Raw genomic sequence first — 15,367 nt, 5'->3', positions numbered from 1 at the left:
GAAAATAATATCTCCAGTTTACTGATTTTATTGTCCGAATTTTTGGTTTCATTTTTATATTACCGATTGAATTTCATTCGATTATCGAAATTTCACTGGTTTAATATTGTAAATATGAAACATTATCGCGGCGAAAAGATAATCACGGGAGAGGAGAATAATCATGAAGAAGTCAGATATCTGGTGCTTGACCAGCTCATCGTTGCTGGGGATCGCAGCCCTTATAAATCCGGCCCATGGCCAAACTACATCGCCAGAAAAAAGCGAAGACTCTCAGCGGATCGAAGATATCGTTGTCACGGCCGAACGGCGGGTTTCTTCCGTGCAGACAACGCCAATCGCCATCAACGCCGTCACCGGCGACTCCCTGCAGAGCCAGCAGGTCAGCAATATCGAGTCCCTGACGGCCAGGCTCCCCAATATCAGCTTCTCGCGAAATGGCGGAGACGCGCGCGTATTCATTCGAGGCATCGGCGTGGACGCCATTGCGCCCGGCTCTGACCCTCGCGTCGCGATCTATACAGATGGCGCTTACAATGCGCGCGTTCAGGCGGCGATGGGGTCCTTCTTCGACGTAGAACGCGTGGAAGTGCTGAGCGGTCCGCAAGGCACGCTCTATGGCCGAAATGCGACCGCAGGCGCGGTCAATATCATTTCGCGGGATCCAGGCGACCAAGTGAACGGCTATGGCCGCCTTACTGTCGGCAATTACGCGACCGTCCGCACCGAGGGCGCAATTGGCGCGCCCTTGTCTGATACCGTTGGCGTTCGCCTGGCTTTCCAGACCAGCGACCGGTCCGGCTTCGGCAAGAATATCGTGACTGGCGGCGATGTTGATGATGAGCGCACCCGCGCGCTGCGCGGCAAGCTGAAATATGATGATGGCGCGCTCAAGATAACCTTGCAGGGCGACTATTTCCTGGAGGACGACCATAGCGCCGGCTTCCGGTATCTGCGCCAGCCTCCTGGCCAGCAGCTTTATGCTGTGAGAGTGCTCGGCGCGTCCGTCCCTGGTCCGCGCGACTTTGCCGGCCCGGGACCGAAAATGCGGGTGGAGGCATATGGCGGAACAGGTACGCTGGAATATGATCTGGGTGATCTGACGTTAACATCGATCTCGGCGTTCAAGCATTTGGACTCTCATTCCTACAGCAGCCCGGATGGATCGACGCTCTCTGCAAAACTTCAGCCGGCTGACTTCGTCGAAGATTCCGACAGTTACACGCAAGAAGTCCGGTTGGGCGGCAAGCTCGGCATTCTGGATATGGTCGTCGGTGCCTATTATTTCCACGAGAAGAACTTCGCCGGCATCCGCGGCGGCAATAATCTTCTCTACTTCACCGAAAACGCGCCGGGCGGCCCAATCGACTTTCTGACCGAGGGTGCCGTTTTCCGCGGCACGCAGACTACGGATGCCTATGCGCTGTTCACGCAGAACACGGTCAACGTGACCGACAAGTTCGGTATCGATATCGGTGCGCGGTACAGCTACGAAAAGCGCCTCGCGACGACAATCAATCGCTTCAATCTTGCGACGCCCTATGTGCGCTATCCGCTGTTCCCATCGGATCCGACGGATGTCAGCTTCACCGGGACGGATTCCTGGTCCTCCTTCGATCCGAAGGTCGGAATACATTTCCAGGCTTCCAAGGACCTGTTCCTCTATGCGTCCTATTCCACCGGCTTCAAGAGCGGCGGATTCAATGTCGCCTTCCTGCAACCGCCCTACGACCCGGAAGACATCAAGGATTTCGAGGCCGGCATAAAGGCGGACCTGTTCGATCGCAGATTGCGGCTGAACATGGCGGCTTTTTATTATAAATATTCGAACCTGCAGGTGAACCTTGTCGGCGGCCCGCTGGGCAATCAATTGATCACCGACAATGCCGCGCGCGCAAAACTTTACGGCTTTGAACTGAACGCCATCGCCCGTCCGGTCGATGATCTTCAGATCAATTTCGACGCGGCCTATCTGCATAGCGAATATCAGGATTACACGACGGCGGACTTTACCGGCCTCTATGTCGGCGTTCCCCTGCCCAACGGCACGCTGCCAAACCCGGATGGCACATATAATCTTGCCGGCAATCCGCTGACCTATGCACCTGAATGGAGGATACATGGCGCCCTGGCCTACACCTTCCATTCCGGGGCGCTGGATGTCACGCCGCGGGTAGACGCCACCTATACCAGCCGGGTGGAGCATTCCGTGCTTCAACTGCCTTTTTCCAGCCAGCCTGGATATACGTTGCTTGACCTGTTCGTTGACTTCGAACTGCCGGATCAGGGATTGTCGGCGAGCCTCTTTATGAAGAACGCGACCAAGAAGCTCTACACCGTGTCCAGCACCGTAGGGTCCAACTATTTCGGGTTCCCGATCGTCGGCCAGTTTGGCGCGCCACGGACGTTCGGTATTTCGATCAGCAAGAAGTTCTGATCGGAGAAATATAGATCGGCCAGTTGAGCAAAGTCCTGGCTGGCCGATTTACCGATATCCGATATCCAATAAGAAACCCCGCCATTTCGATGGCGGGGTTTCTTATTGGAAAAATCCAAGGTCAGCGCGGTACAGATGTCCGCAAGATGATCAGTGCCCTTCAACCAGAGCGTGATTGGCGCCTATGCTGACTGCGACCATATAACATGGCGTGTCAAAGGGATTGCTCCAGGCATGGATGGTTCCGCCCTGAATGAACGTGTCCCCCGCATGCAGGGTCATGGTTTCACCGTCGTCCAGTTCGCACACCACGCTGCCTTCCACGATGAAGCCGACATCAACGCTCGCACTACGATGCATGCCGGGCTTGTCATTGTCGGTCATATGGGACAGCGCGCTGGGCTTACCGTCATCAAGCTCCGCTTCGACAGCATCGTGACCGGCGACAGTGTGCGCGTCTATTACAACTTGAATGCAGCGGAAACCGCCGACTGGCGGAAAATACCAGGGAACATTTTGCCGCTCACCCGTATCGGGCAACTGCATGTCCGCGGCGGCCCAAACGTCACATATTCTCCAGCCTTTCATACCAGGCACGGGATCCATGGGAAGCTGGACATCGCTCGCAACGATGGCGCGCTTGTCCTTATGGGCGGTAACCACTCGCCTGCGCGTAACAAACATTTTCCGTCTCCTAATCACGTAACCGCCTCCAGCGATCGCCGGGCGGATCAAGCGCCTCAATTATTTATCAGGTGATAAGCTAAACACGGCTATTGCGGAGGCACGTCGGCGCGGCGCAGGAGGTCTGCGATATCCGCTCCGCTCTCCACTTTTGCGAGAAATTCGTCGGGGTCAAAATTGATCCCGCTGATATCCGCTTTGTAATAGGAGGAGTCGAAAAAGGCGCGCGTATCCTCCGAAGTCGCGAAATTATCGACCTGCAACTCAATGCGGTTTCCGTCCGGATCCTTGTAATAGAAGGAGGTTGTCGGACCATGGTTCACAGCCCTGATCGGACGGATGCCGCCATCACGCAACCGAACATAGGTAATCAGCAAATCCTCGATATTTGCGTAGCTGAACGCAACATGATCGATGCCCGCGCGGTTCTCGTCATGCTCTTTGATCGAGCCTGAACGGTTGACCACTGCAATCCGGTGATGTTCCTCATCATAGGTCAGGAAGGTCGCCAGTTCGTTTGCGAAAACGATCTCCGCGTTAAAGAATTGGCGGTGCCAATTCACCACTTCCTCATAGCGCAAAGCCCGCACGACGAAATGCGCGAGCACTGGCAAGCGGCTTAGGCTTTTGTTCGCCAACAAGGCTTCCGGGGACCCACTCATTCATACCTCCTAATCTGCTGCGCAGCGAACATGTGGCGCACTTTCAGTGATCACTCTTGACTCATACTGTTCAAATGATCAATAGAGAGATGCGTTTTTTGCCATGAGCCGATCATCATTTTTGCTCTTTGGCCCACGCAATACGGAGGTTTTGTCACGATGAATCGGGTACAGGGTAAAACGGCCATCGTGACCGGCGGCGCCAGCGGCATTGGCGAAGGAATCGTGCGTGCGCTTGTCGCCCAAGGCGCCAATGTCGTGTTTGGAGATATTGACGCGGAGAAGGGACGCGCTCTGGCCGAAAGCCTGGGCGCGAAAGCCGTTTTCCAGCAGCACGATGCCACAAGCGAGCCATCCTGGCGCGACATGCTGGCCGCAGCCGAAAAGGCCTTTGGCACCGTAAATGTCCTTGTGAACAATGTCGGCGGCCTTGAGGCCGCCCCTCTCGAAACCTGGGATGGTGCCAAGTTTCAGCGCGCGTTGGACCTGAACCTTTTCAGCGCCTTTTTTGGCGTGACCGCGGTTACGCCGATAATGAAAAAGGCAGGCGGCGGGTCAATAATCAACATCGCCTCCATGGCCGCCATGCGCGGCTATCCCGCGATCATCGGCTATGTCAGCGCGAAGTGGGCTGTCCGTGGCATGACAAAGGCTGCTGCGGTCGAGCTTGGCGCGTATGGCATACGCGTGAATGCCGTGCATCCGGGGCAGACGCAGACGCCTGCGACCGAAAAAGCCCCCTTCAAGACGGACCATGTCGCGCTCAAGCGTCTCGGCCAGCCCGACGATATCGCCCAGATCGTATTGTTCCTCGCCAGCGACGACGCGCGCTGGGTGACGGGGGCGGACTATATGGCGGACGGCGGCGAACTGGCGGGAGACGCTACCTATGCCGGCTATCCAGAGGACTAATTTCTCGCCGAACCAGAAGAACAGAATTTCAAGGGTGGATAACTGAATGTCGACGTCGAGCGGTGCATTGTCGAACTGGGCCGGCCCCCTCCAGGGGACGAGGGTCATTGACCTGACGCGAATCCTGTCCGGCCCCTTTGCAACCCAGATGCTCGGCGACCTCGGCGCGGAGATCATCAAGATCGAACGCCCCGGCACGGGCGATGAGACTCGCGGTTTTGCGCCCTTTATCGGCGGAGAAAGCCACTATTTCCTGGGCGTCAACCGGAACAAGAAAAGTCTGGCACTTGATCTTTCCGACCCTCGCGGACGCGACATCCTCATAGATCTCGTTCGCGAAGCTGACGTTCTGATTGAAAATTTCCGGCCCGGCGTGATGGAGCGGCTGGGTTTGTCCTATGCGGTTCTGGCCGAAGCCAATCCCCGTCTCGTCTATTGTGCGATCAGTGGTTTTGGCCAGGACGGCCCCCTGCGCGATGCACCTGCTTTCGACATAGTTATCCAGGCGCTGACCGGCGTGCTTAGCCTCAATGGCGAACCCGGCGGCGTTCCCACCAAGCTTGGCATCCCGCTCGGCGATATGGCCGGCGGCCTGTTCGGCGCCATCGCCATCCTTGCCGCCCTGAACGAGCGCGCAAGCACGGGCGCCGGACGTCAAATCGACGTCAGCCTGTTCGATTCCCTGATCGGCATGCTGGGCTATTATGCCCAGTTGGCCTTCGTCACCGGCCGTGATCCCGAACCGACCGGATCGCGGCACCCCAATATCGTACCTTACGGTGTCTACCCCGCTTCGGACGGAACAATGGTCATTGCATGCCTTACCCAGATCTTCTGGGTGAAGCTCTGCGCCGGTCTAGGTATCTCGGAAATGGCGGAGGATCCGCGTTTCGCTACGGTTACAGGCCGGGTCGCGCACCGCGATATCATAGACGCCGCGGTGTCCGAGCGGACTCGAACCTTCACCGTGCAACAGCTCGGCAAGATTCTTCAGGACGCGGATATTCCAAGTGCGCCGATCCTGGGCGTCACAGCCGCCCTGACCCATCCGCAGTCTGTGGCCCGGAACATGGTGGTGGAAGTCGATCATAGCAGCGCTGGCGACATGAAGATGACCGGCCGCTCGATCAAATTTCCGGGAAGCCCACAGTCCGCATCCTCGGCCCCGCCACGGATCGGCGAAAATGGCCCCCAAATTCTCCGCGACCTGCTCGGCATGTCGGATGGCGACATCGCCCGGCTGGCTGACGCCAAGGTCATAGAGACACCCAATTCAGTTTTACAGGAGAGCGCATGAGCACGCAGCTTGAAATTGGCCGGAAGAATCTGCGCGAAATAATCGGCGACGAATATTTCGAGAAACGCGTCAATTCGACCAATGATTTCAATCGCCCGGTCCGCGAGTTTTCGGATGAAATCTGCTTCGGCGATGTTTGGGCCAGGCCGGGGCTCGACCGCAAGACGCGCAGCCTTCTCGTAATCGCCATCCTCACTGCCCTCAATCGCGCGCCAGAACTGAAGCTGCACGTTCAGGGCGGGATCAATAATGGTGCGAGCGTCCAGGAAATCCAGGAAGTCCTGTACCAGTGCATTGTTTACTGCGGACTTCCCGCAGGCGTCGGAGCGTTCAAGGTTGCTGAAGAAGCACTTAGCGAACTCGGCAAAATCTGACTTCATTTTCATATAAAATATTGGACAAAGGAGATAAAAATGCGTTGGGGAATTTTCAGCCTTAGCCAGACTCCCGATCAGGACGTGGTTGTCCAGACGATCGACGAGCATATGGAACAATATAAGCTTGCCGAAGATCTTGGTTATGACTCGATCTGGCTCGCGGAGCATCTGTTCTCGACCTATGGCATCGTCACCTCGACGCAGGTGCTGCTTGCCGCGGTCGCACGGGCGACCAAGAAAATCCGCATCGGCAGCGCGATCTCCGTCCTCCCGTTCAACCATCCCCTTCGCACTGCAGGCGATTTCGGCTTCGTCGATGTTCTGTCGAACGGCCGTCTCGATTTCGGTGTCGGCCGCGCGTATCAGCCGCATGAATTCACTGCGCTTGGCCTCGACATGTCGAAGAGCCGCGAGATGTATACCGAGGCGCTCGACATCATCCTGCGGTCCTGGACCGAGGAGAAGATCGACAATCCCAATGGTGAGTTCTGGAAAATTCCGGTGGAAGTCGAAGTGCTGCCGAAGCCAGTGCAGAAGCCTCATCCGCCGATCTGGTCGGCCACCGTTTCGCCCGAAAGCTTCATCGCTGTCGCGGAATCCGGCTATAATCTGATCATGGGTGCGCCCTTTGCCTATCGCATCTATCGCGAGGAATGGGTCGACAAGATGGCGGAGTCGATCGGCACCTATGAAGCCCATTGCGCCGAGATCGGCCGCGATCCGAAGGCCGCCAAGCGCCTGATGCTGGTGCCGCTCTATTGCGACACCGATGCCGAGCGCGCCCGCTCCACCTTCGGCGCCTATGTCACATGGTTCTATCGCAAGGTCAGCGGCCATCAGCTCGGCGCGAAGAAAGAGGAAGTCATCGTCAAGGGCTATGAAACCGCGATGAGCGGCAACCTCAAGTCCATGAAGGAAGGCTATCTCGAATATGACATGCTGCACAAATATGGTGCGATCTGCGCGTCTGACCCGGACGGCTGTGCCGACTTCCTGATCAACCTGCAGAAGAAACTGGGCATTGACGAATTCGTGTTGTGGACCAGCGTCGGCGGCCTGCCCCACGAAAATTGCGTCAACTCGATGAAGCTGGTGATGGAGCGCGTCGTCCCGAAGGTCGAAGCCGCTTGCGGCATCAAGGCGAGCACCGCTGCCGCCTGATGCCAAACGGGAGGGGCCGCCGCGATGCGAGGCGCGGCGGCCCCGACCATTATTTTGAGCCGGCGAATGAGGCCGGCGTATGGGAGAGATGAATGAAGCTGGGTTATGTCGGTGTCGGCAGCATGGGCGGAGCATTGGCAACGCGCCTGTGCAGCAGCCATCAGGTTGATGTGTTCGATCTGTCCGCAACGGCTGTTGCGAAGCTGGAAGCCGAAGGCGCCAAAGGATTGCCTAGCGCCCGCGACGTTGGCGCGGCCAATGATATCGTGTTCATCTGCCTCCAGACGTCCGATCAGGTTCGCAAGGCAATCTTCGGTGAGAATGGCATTGCCGCCGGTATGAAGCCGGGCGGGATGATCGTCGACCAGACAACCGGCGATGCGTTTCAGACCCGCGCCATGGCTGCAGAACTTGAAGCCATGGGCATCGACCTCATCGACGTTCCGGTCAGCGGCGGCCCCCAATATGCGATCGCGGGCACCATAGCGCTGATGGCTGGCGGGTCCGATGCGCAGTTCGCGCGGATCAAGCCGGTGCTTGAAACAATCAGCCCCAATATCTTCCATTGCGGTCCAGTGGGCAGCGGCCATGTAATGAAAGTCACCAACAACCTGCTGGCTGCAAGCCAGCGGCTGCTGACATTCGAGGTCGTGGCGCTCGCGGTAAAGAACGGGCTCAACCCCAAGACGGTGGTCGAAGCTATGCTGAAGGGGTCGGGCCGCAACTATGTGCTCGACGTCACCTTCCAGCGCCACATTCTGCCGGGCAAGCTGCATCAGGGCTTTACGCTCGGACTGATGCACAAGGATGTGAAGCTCGCCACAAAGCTTGCGGCCGATTCCGAAGTGCCGCTGCTTATCGGCGGCCTGGTCGATGAATATTATGGCGCGATCATCAATGATCTGGGCGCTGACGCGGAAGTCAACATGGCGTTGCGCTATATTGAGGACGCCGCAGGCGCGCATGTCTGCCCGGAGGGCGCAAGCGCCGATCCCGACGCCTGATTGCCGGAGACGCCCGCATGTATCCCCCTCCCCAAATCATCGAAGCGGAAATCTTCACCACCCTGCCCGCCAGTTTCGCGCGATCGGAATCCCCGGCGGAATGGGTCAACGTCAACATGCGTGGGCGGAAGATTTCGAGCTTCCTAGAAGGCCCCTCATTCGACCGGGATGGCAATCTCTTTGTTGTCGATATTCCGTTCGGCCGCGTATTCAAAATCACGCCGGACAGGGAATGGAGCCTCGTCGCGGAATATGACGGGTGGCCGAATGGGACGGCCATTCATCGCGACGGCACGATCTATATCGCCGATCAGAAAAACGGAATCGTCACGCTGAACCCCGCGACCGGCAAGGTCGAAAAGTTCCTGGCGCATGACCATCTGGAAGGCTTTCGCGGCTGCAATGACTTGGTCTTTGCAACGAATGGCGATCTCTATTTTACGGATCAGGGACAGACGGGACTTCAGGACCCCACTGGCCGCGTATTCCGGCACCGCACGGACGGACGGCTCGAAAAGATCGTTGATTTCGCTCCCAGCCCGAATGGCCTGGGCCTCAGCCCTGATGAGAATGCGCTGTATCTCTGCGTCACCCGCGGCAACGCCATATGGCGGGTACCGCTGCTTGCCGATGGCCATGTGACCAAGGTCGGCAACTATATCCAGCTTTCGGGCGGTATGGGGCCGGACGGGATGGCCGTGGACCAGGATGGCGGCATAGCAGTCGCGCATTATGGCGGCGGATCGGTCTGGGTGTTCAGCCGCATCGGCGAACCTCTGTACCGGATACAGTCGCCGACCAAGGGGCTGTCCTTCACCAATGTCGCCTTTGGCGGTCCGGAAAACCGGCATCTCTTTATTGTGGATTCGGATAATGCCGCAATCCTGCGTGCTGAATTGCCGACACCGGGCCTTCCCCTCTACTCCCACCAATAGGCAGGCTGATGACCGAGCGATTTGAAAAGCTTTATATTGGCGGCGAATGGATCGACCCGATCGAGGGTGAGATTGTCGATACTATCGACCCATCGACCGGGCAGCCATGGGCCAAGGTCGCCTATGGCGGTGCAGCCGATGTCGACAAGGCCGTGGCGGCAGCGCGAGCCGCCTTGGAAGGCCCTTGGTCCAAACTCAGCGCATTTGAGCGGGCGGCGATGCTGCGGCGTTTCGCCACCATCTACGACACACATGTAGAGCAGTTGGTCCAGTGGGAATCGCGAGACAATGGCCGCCCTGTCCGCGAGACCGGCCCTGACATCCGCAATCATTGGCAATGGTATAATTATTATGCCGGTTTTGCCGATAAGATAGATGGCCGGACAATCCCGACCGATCCCGGCATGCTCGTCTATACGCAGCGGTTGCCGGTGGGCGTGGTCGGTGCAATCCTGCCATGGAACGCGCCATTGCTGCTGACCGCATGGAAGATGGCTCCTGCACTGGCGGCCGGGTGCACCATTGTCATCAAGCCAGCCGAGACAACTTCAGTCACCGCACTTCAACTCGGCAAGATCGCCGAGGAAGCGGGCATACCGCCAGGCGTGATCAACATCGTGCCGGGTTATGGCGCTACGGTCGGCGCGCGACTGGTTGAACATCCCGATGTCGACAAGATCAGCTTCACTGGCGAGCACCGCACCGCCCAGCGGATCATGGCGGCGGCGGCAGGTACGCTCAAACGGTTCAGTTGTGAAAATGGCGGTAAGTCCGCACATATTCTGTTCGCCGACGCCGATCTCGACAATGCCCTGAACGCCGCCACCCATGCCGCCTTCATGGCGACTGGACAAAGCTGCGCGCTTGGCTCCCGCCTGTTGGTCGAACGATCCATTTATAAAAGGGTGGTTGAGGAAGTCGCACGGCGTTCGGCGCAGATTCGCGCGGGTTCACCGCTCGACACTGGAACGCAAATTGGTCCGCATGCCAATGCGCAGCAGCTCGAAAAGACGCTGGGTTATGTGGACATCGGCAAGGGCGAAGGCGCACGGCTGGTCGCCGGCGGTCACCGCCTAGCGCCGGATGGACTGAAAGACGGCTATTTTATCGCGCCAACCGTGTTCGCCGATGTCGATCCAGCGATGCGCATCGCTCAGGAAGAAATATTCGGGCCGGTCTGCTCAATAATTCCGTTCGACACGGAGGAAGAAGCAGTCGCCATCGCCAACGGCACCATTTACGGTCTCACTGCGGGCTTGTGGACGCAGAATGTTGGCCGCGCCCATCGCGTTGCCAATGCCATACGGGCTGGCACTGTCTGGGTGAACAGCTACCGCTATCTGCGGACTGCCATACCTTATGGCGGTTTCGGAAGGAGCGGACTCGGACGGGAAAATGGGCCGGAAGGACTGGACGCATTCTTGGAACCGCGGGCCGTTATCATGAATCTGAGCGGCGCCTACCCCAATCCCTATGCAAGCTGATCGCCCTTCAAGGGATGTTCTGGATAGCAACCGAATAAGGTGACGTCATGAAACTGGTCACATTTTCAACCTCCGGTGAACCCATGGTCGGCCTGTCCGATGGGAAAGGCGTCGCTCCGCTGACGGGCCGCCTGTCCGAGCCGGTGACGGACATGATTTCCCTGATGAATGCATGGGACAGGGTTCAGCCGGAAATCCGCGCCATCGGGAATTTCGAAATTCCTTTGCAGGACGTCACTCTCCATGCGCCGGTGACGCGGCCTGGCAAGATACTGGCGATCGGGCTGAACTATGCCGACCATGCTGCGGAGGGCGGCAAGGCGCCACCCGAATATCCGATGTGGTTCTCCAAGGCCGCAACATCAGTCAACGGCCCCTACGAACCCATTGATCGCCCAATCGTGTCGGAACATCTGGATTATGAGGCGGAGCTGGTCATCGTGATCGGTAAGCGTTGCCGTCACGTTCCCAAGGATCGTGCGCTGGACATGATCTTCGGCTTCTGCGCGGGCAATGATGTCAGCGTGCGGGACTGGCAGTTGCGCACGACGCAACATTTCATTGGCAAGTCATTCGACACCCATGCGCCCTACGGCCCCTGGATAGTGACGCCGGACGAAGTGTCCCCCGCCAATCTTGCCATCCGGTCTTATGTGAATGGCGAGTTGCGTCAGAACTCGCGCACCGATCAGTTGATCTTCGATTGCGCGCACCAGATTTCCTACCTGTCGCAGGTGATGACGCTGGAACCTGGCGACATCTTATTCACCGGTACGCCCAGTGGCGTCGGTGCGGCGAAGAAACCGCCGCTATGGCTCAAGGCGGGCGACGTGGTTCGCGTGGAAATAGAGGGCATCGGGGCCATCGAAAACCGGGTGGTCGACGAAAAGGCGCCGCTTCCTGCCTGATGAGGCATGATCCGGGCGATGCCGCCTGAGAAGAAAGCATAAATAGCGAGAGGGACAACCACATGCCACCTTCTTCCCAGATGCAGGTCGATTTGACCGGTCAATCGGCGATCGTAACCGGCGCGGGTTCAGGCATCGGCCGCTCGATTGCCGAGACGCTTGCACAAAATGGGGCTAAGGTCGTCGTGCATGACATAGACGGGACGCGCGCCGAAACCGTGGCGGATACGATCATGCAGCAGGGCGGTATTGCGCATCCCGTAGTCGCGGACATTGCAGACGAGGATGCCGTCACCGCGATGGTTGCTGAAACGATAGCGCGCTGGGGCCGCATCGACATCTGCTGCAACAATGCCGGCATCCTTGATGACCTGTTGCCGGTTCATCGAATGTCCACCGCGCTTTGGGATCGCGTCATCGCAGTGAACCTGACCGGCCCCTTCCTTCTGACGCGCGCCGTCCTTCCCATCATGCAAGCGCAACATCACGGCGTTATCGTGAACACATCGTCGGTTGCCGGATTGCGAGGGGGCATATCGGGCTCAGCGTACAGCACAGCCAAGACGGGCCTGATCGGCCTGACAAAAAGTGTCGCCTGGACATACAGCCCCAATGGCATCCGGTGCAACGCAATCTGCCCAGGATTGACCGATACCGACATCGCCAAGGGCAAGGATTTCAAGGAATTTGACCTGGCCGATGTCGGCAGGCTGGTGCCGATCATGTCCCTGCCCCAACGCAAAGCCGCGCCGCAGGAAATTGCCAATCTCGTGCTGTTTCTGGCTTCCGATGCTGCGTCATTCATCAACGGCACTATCATCCCGGTGGATGATGGGCTGTCGGCAGGATAGAACCATGATCCGATCCGCCGCGCTATTGCCCACCGGCAAACCCTCATCTCAAGGAGCATAGACTATGCGTTGGGCGACCCGCGAACATATCCATTTCGACCGGGCCATCTCGGCATGGCTCATCAAGCGCTTCGTCGATCCCGATGCCGAATTTCTGTTCCTGGGTCATAGTGGGGGTGCTGAACTGGACTCAAATGTCATCCAGTTCGGCCTTCCGGGTATCGAATTGTCGAGCCATGACCAGTCGGGATCGACCTTCGAGAAAATCCTGCGAAAATATTCTCTCTCCGACCCTCATCTGAAAACCGTGGGGGATATTGTCGCCTCCGGACTATCCTATTTGTTCAACCGAAACGAACCGGACAGTCATGGCTTTCCCGGAGAGGTCGTGGTCGGCCTTCTTGCAATTGTTGAGGGTGTGGTGCTGTCGGCGGCCACGGATGAGGAAGCATTGGAAAAGAGCCTGATGCTTTATGATGCGGTATATGCGCTCGTGCAGGGGCGATCACTGTCCAAGAATTATGAGGAAGACGCCGGCATCGCGAAAATGGGTGCCGGCATGTGGCGCACGGCGTTCTCCGTCACGCTGGCTAGCGACATCCGGGCAAGCGGCGCGAAACTTGGTCCCAATACTGAATTTGCCGTATCAGAAGCTTTGGCCCCAGCCCTGCAGCGCCTGCGGGATCGATAATATTCGCGAAGGCGGCGTGTAAAAACGGCCCTATGACTTCACGCCCCAATTGTTGAAATAACGCGCCGCCTTTGTGTGGACGAGGCGGTTTCGAAGCTCGACGGGGATATTACCGAACGAATAGGCGATCCGTTCAATGTGCAGCAGAGGCGCATTGGGCTTGATCTGCAACATCTCCGCGACGGACGCCGTTGCGCCGATCGCCTCGATCCGTTCCTCGACACGCACAACATGACCAGAAGACTGTTTCATCAACAGGTCGAGCACAGTCGTTCCAGCGTCAGCCTCCCGGAAATCCCGCACTGTAAGATGCGGGAAGCGATTCTGCGGAACCTGGATATCATCGAACAGCAGCGGGACATTGTCGACCAGACGGATATTTCTCAGCCGGAATACCTTCTGGCCTGGGCCAAGGCGGAAAACCTCCGCGGCTTCCTCACTGGGCGACGTCAGCCGCATCGATACAACGCGGAAGGTCGTATCAATGCGGCGATCCTTGCGATCAACGAAGCTGAATACCGAATCGAGAAATGTTTCGCGCGTTGACCCCGTGACATAGGTCCCGCTGCCATGGCGGCGCGTCAGAATGCGTTGCTCAGCTAAAGTATCGACCGCCTTGCGCACTGTCCCGACGCTGACATCGAACATTAACGCCAGTTCGGGTTCGGCGGGAAGCCGTTCGCCGCTTCGCCATTCGCCAGACTGCATCTTGCTCAGGATGCGACTGCGGACAATCTCATACAGCTTGCCCTCAGCGGCTACAGACCGGTCCAGTCGATCCGACACGTCTGATTTCACCATTCCTCCATTTGCCGCTCAGGTAGAGAGGTCAGCCGTTCCTGCGCCAATAAAATCCCCCTTATTGGCCTTCGCCGGCAATGTCAGCCCCGCATCGAGCCGCCGCCTTGCTTCCTCCAGGGGGCGGGGGTCAATCCATTCCGCCAGATCGAAATCTCGTTCCAAGAAGCCATGGAGCCATAGCGCCTTCTTTTGCTGGGCAAGAAGTTCGATCCTTTCGGACGACAATTCGGGCTGCAGAGAATGATGGAATGCCTCGCCATAGCCATCAATCACCGCGCCGTCAGTTCCGCGCGTCTCCTGTGCGACAATGCGGCGTACGTCGTCCGCATTCTCTCTCGCCCAATCCGCGGCCGCCAGCGTCTGCACGAAAAACCGCACCAAATAGTCGAAATGCTCGTCGATAAAACGCCGGTGCACGGTAATCGGCCGCGGCGTGCCATTATTCACCCGGAAATGAGGGTGCGGGAGCTTGTCCAGATTGATACCGACAGTCAGGCCAGCAGCATATGCGTCATCGAGGGAGGAAGCGCCCTTCACATAAAGCGCGTCGATCTTCCCCTTGGCCAGTGCGTCATAGGCCCACATCTGGATCGGCCCATCCCCCAGCCGCGCGCCCTGCACATTGCCGATCGTGCCATTCACCTCAACCAGTTCGACATCGTCGAACGTCAAACCTGCAGAAGCCAGCGCGCCCTTATATCCCATCAAGGACATGGCCCGTGTTATGCTCATGCCACGGACATGCTCCGGGATCGGATGTTCGGTGAAGGTCGGGAGGCCAAGCCGCTTTCCGGCCAAGTCGGCGGCTGTGGCGATGCCACTGTCCCGCCTGACCAATATCACCTGGCTGTCTTCAATCCAGGTCAACCCGACCAGCCGTGTGTCCTCACCCTGAGCACGCGCAGCAAGCGCCAGAAGGTTGCCCCCCTCACGGACCAGGGTTGGCATGCGATGATCATAATGATGGCGCGCTAGCGCCTGCGGCGCGTCCTGAAGCGTTTTGACCTGTATGCCGTCCCGCGCAAACTCCGCGTCCAGCCAACCGAGCTTATAGGCCAGTCCTGTCGCAGTCGGGACCGGGCACCGTGTGAACCATATTTCGGACAATGCGCCGTCGCGCACGGCCGATGCTTGTGAAGTTGCAGCCATGTCTTTGAGCTTTT

The 15,367-nt window shown here is 58.1% G+C and carries 15 protein-coding genes; 11 read left to right on the top strand and 4 right to left on the bottom strand.

Annotated elements, in window-relative coordinates:
* Nucleotides 1-322 precede the first annotated feature (322 nt).
* A complete protein-coding gene (locus BHQ40_RS07720; RefSeq protein ID WP_171905794.1) occupies nucleotides 323-2,437 on the top strand; it encodes a TonB-dependent receptor in 2,115 nt (704 codons plus the stop codon).
* A 150-nt stretch (nucleotides 2,438-2,587) separates the two neighbouring features.
* On the opposite strand, the gene BHQ40_RS07715 is transcribed toward BHQ40_RS07720, so the two are convergent.
* The gene (locus BHQ40_RS07715) at nucleotides 2,588-3,121 is read right to left on the bottom strand and encodes a cupin domain-containing protein (RefSeq protein ID WP_083276766.1); all 534 of its coding nucleotides are present in this window, start codon (nucleotides 3,119-3,121) and stop codon (nucleotides 2,588-2,590) included.
* 89 nt (nucleotides 3,122-3,210) lie between these two features.
* Entirely contained in the window at nucleotides 3,211-3,783 is a 573-nt protein-coding gene (locus tag BHQ40_RS07710; protein ID WP_070154535.1) for a VOC family protein, read from the bottom strand.
* Nucleotides 3,784-3,942: 159 nt separating this feature from the next.
* On the opposite strand from BHQ40_RS07710, the gene BHQ40_RS07705 reads away from it, so the two are divergent.
* The 10 genes from BHQ40_RS07705 to BHQ40_RS07660 all read left to right on the top strand — a co-directional run bounded on the left by BHQ40_RS07705 (nucleotide 3,943) and on the right by BHQ40_RS07660 (nucleotide 13,403).
* Nucleotides 3,943-4,695: an SDR family NAD(P)-dependent oxidoreductase gene (locus BHQ40_RS07705; protein WP_070154534.1), complete on the top strand. Its 753-nt coding sequence runs from the start codon at nucleotides 3,943-3,945 to the stop codon at nucleotides 4,693-4,695.
* A 46-nt stretch (nucleotides 4,696-4,741) separates the two neighbouring features.
* Entirely contained in the window at nucleotides 4,742-5,992 is a 1,251-nt protein-coding gene (locus tag BHQ40_RS07700) for a CaiB/BaiF CoA transferase family protein (RefSeq protein WP_070154533.1), read from the top strand.
* Nucleotides 5,989-6,366: a carboxymuconolactone decarboxylase family protein gene (locus BHQ40_RS07695; protein ID WP_070154531.1), complete on the top strand. Its 378-nt coding sequence runs from the start codon at nucleotides 5,989-5,991 to the stop codon at nucleotides 6,364-6,366. Before BHQ40_RS07700 ends, BHQ40_RS07695 begins: the two co-directional genes overlap by 4 nt.
* A 39-nt stretch (nucleotides 6,367-6,405) precedes the next feature.
* Nucleotides 6,406-7,530, top strand: a complete 1,125-nt coding sequence (locus tag BHQ40_RS07690; RefSeq protein ID WP_070154529.1) for an LLM class flavin-dependent oxidoreductase — start codon at nucleotides 6,406-6,408, stop codon at nucleotides 7,528-7,530.
* Nucleotides 7,531-7,622: 92 nt separating this feature from the next.
* The gene (locus BHQ40_RS07685; protein ID WP_070154527.1) at nucleotides 7,623-8,534 is read left to right on the top strand and encodes an NAD(P)-dependent oxidoreductase; all 912 of its coding nucleotides are present in this window, start codon (nucleotides 7,623-7,625) and stop codon (nucleotides 8,532-8,534) included.
* A 17-nt stretch (nucleotides 8,535-8,551) separates the two neighbouring features.
* Nucleotides 8,552-9,469 carry an SMP-30/gluconolactonase/LRE family protein gene (locus tag BHQ40_RS07680; RefSeq protein ID WP_070154525.1) on the top strand — a complete coding sequence of 306 codons (918 nt, stop codon included), beginning with the start codon at nucleotides 8,552-8,554 and terminating at the stop codon, nucleotides 9,467-9,469.
* 8 nt (nucleotides 9,470-9,477) lie between these two features.
* The gene (locus tag BHQ40_RS07675; RefSeq protein ID WP_070154523.1) at nucleotides 9,478-10,953 is read left to right on the top strand and encodes an aldehyde dehydrogenase; all 1,476 of its coding nucleotides are present in this window, start codon (nucleotides 9,478-9,480) and stop codon (nucleotides 10,951-10,953) included.
* 47 nt (nucleotides 10,954-11,000) lie between these two features.
* Nucleotides 11,001-11,861 (top strand): fumarylacetoacetate hydrolase family protein, encoded by an 861-nt coding sequence (locus tag BHQ40_RS07670; RefSeq protein ID WP_070154521.1) that lies wholly within the window; start codon nucleotides 11,001-11,003, stop codon nucleotides 11,859-11,861.
* Nucleotides 11,862-11,923: 62 nt separating this feature from the next.
* Nucleotides 11,924-12,712 (top strand): SDR family NAD(P)-dependent oxidoreductase, encoded by a 789-nt coding sequence (locus BHQ40_RS07665; RefSeq protein WP_216094861.1) that lies wholly within the window; start codon nucleotides 11,924-11,926, stop codon nucleotides 12,710-12,712.
* A 64-nt stretch (nucleotides 12,713-12,776) separates the two neighbouring features.
* Nucleotides 12,777-13,403, top strand: coding sequence for a chromate resistance protein ChrB domain-containing protein (locus BHQ40_RS07660; protein WP_070154518.1), 627 nt, complete (start codon nucleotides 12,777-12,779; stop codon nucleotides 13,401-13,403).
* A gap of 30 nt (nucleotides 13,404-13,433) precedes the next feature.
* On the opposite strand, the gene BHQ40_RS07655 is transcribed toward BHQ40_RS07660, so the two are convergent.
* Together BHQ40_RS07655 and BHQ40_RS07650 are read right to left on the bottom strand one after the other, a co-directional pair.
* A complete protein-coding gene (locus tag BHQ40_RS07655) occupies nucleotides 13,434-14,204 on the bottom strand; it encodes a GntR family transcriptional regulator (protein WP_070154517.1) in 771 nt (256 codons plus the stop codon).
* 15 nt (nucleotides 14,205-14,219) lie between these two features.
* Entirely contained in the window at nucleotides 14,220-15,353 is a 1,134-nt protein-coding gene (locus BHQ40_RS07650; protein WP_139139222.1) for an ABC transporter substrate-binding protein, read from the bottom strand.
* Between the last annotated feature and the right edge of the window lie 14 nt (nucleotides 15,354-15,367).

The sequence above is a fragment of the Sphingobium phenoxybenzoativorans genome, assembly GCF_001757355.1.
In the GTDB taxonomy this organism is placed as follows: Bacteria; Pseudomonadota; Alphaproteobacteria; order Sphingomonadales; family Sphingomonadaceae; genus Sphingobium; species Sphingobium phenoxybenzoativorans.
The sequence above is the reverse complement of the archived record's forward strand: the minus strand, read 5'-3'. Positions and strand labels throughout refer to the sequence as shown.

What these genes read in the sequence shown, in the direction of transcription:
- BHQ40_RS07715 (WP_083276766.1), bottom strand. Translation starts at nt 3,121, where the DNA reads ATGTTTGTTACGCGCAGGCGAGTGGTTACCGCCCATAAGGACAAGCGC.
- BHQ40_RS07710 (WP_070154535.1), bottom strand. Translation starts at nt 3,783, where the DNA reads ATGAGTGGGTCCCCGGAAGCCTTGTTGGCGAACAAAAGCCTAAGCCGC.
- BHQ40_RS07705 (WP_070154534.1), top strand. Translation starts at nt 3,943, where the DNA reads ATGAATCGGGTACAGGGTAAAACGGCCATCGTGACCGGCGGCGCCAGC.
- BHQ40_RS07700 (WP_070154533.1), top strand. Translation starts at nt 4,742, where the DNA reads ATGTCGACGTCGAGCGGTGCATTGTCGAACTGGGCCGGCCCCCTCCAG.
- BHQ40_RS07695 (WP_070154531.1), top strand. Translation starts at nt 5,989, where the DNA reads ATGAGCACGCAGCTTGAAATTGGCCGGAAGAATCTGCGCGAAATAATC.
- BHQ40_RS07690 (WP_070154529.1), top strand. Translation starts at nt 6,406, where the DNA reads ATGCGTTGGGGAATTTTCAGCCTTAGCCAGACTCCCGATCAGGACGTG.
- BHQ40_RS07685 (WP_070154527.1), top strand. Translation starts at nt 7,623, where the DNA reads ATGAAGCTGGGTTATGTCGGTGTCGGCAGCATGGGCGGAGCATTGGCA.
- BHQ40_RS07680 (WP_070154525.1), top strand. Translation starts at nt 8,552, where the DNA reads ATGTATCCCCCTCCCCAAATCATCGAAGCGGAAATCTTCACCACCCTG.
- BHQ40_RS07675 (WP_070154523.1), top strand. Translation starts at nt 9,478, where the DNA reads ATGACCGAGCGATTTGAAAAGCTTTATATTGGCGGCGAATGGATCGAC.
- BHQ40_RS07670 (WP_070154521.1), top strand. Translation starts at nt 11,001, where the DNA reads ATGAAACTGGTCACATTTTCAACCTCCGGTGAACCCATGGTCGGCCTG.
- BHQ40_RS07665 (WP_216094861.1), top strand. Translation starts at nt 11,924, where the DNA reads ATGCCACCTTCTTCCCAGATGCAGGTCGATTTGACCGGTCAATCGGCG.
- BHQ40_RS07660 (WP_070154518.1), top strand. Translation starts at nt 12,777, where the DNA reads ATGCGTTGGGCGACCCGCGAACATATCCATTTCGACCGGGCCATCTCG.
- BHQ40_RS07655 (WP_070154517.1), bottom strand. Translation starts at nt 14,204, where the DNA reads ATGGTGAAATCAGACGTGTCGGATCGACTGGACCGGTCTGTAGCCGCT.
- BHQ40_RS07650 (WP_139139222.1), bottom strand. Translation starts at nt 15,353, where the DNA reads ATGGCTGCAACTTCACAAGCATCGGCCGTGCGCGACGGCGCATTGTCC.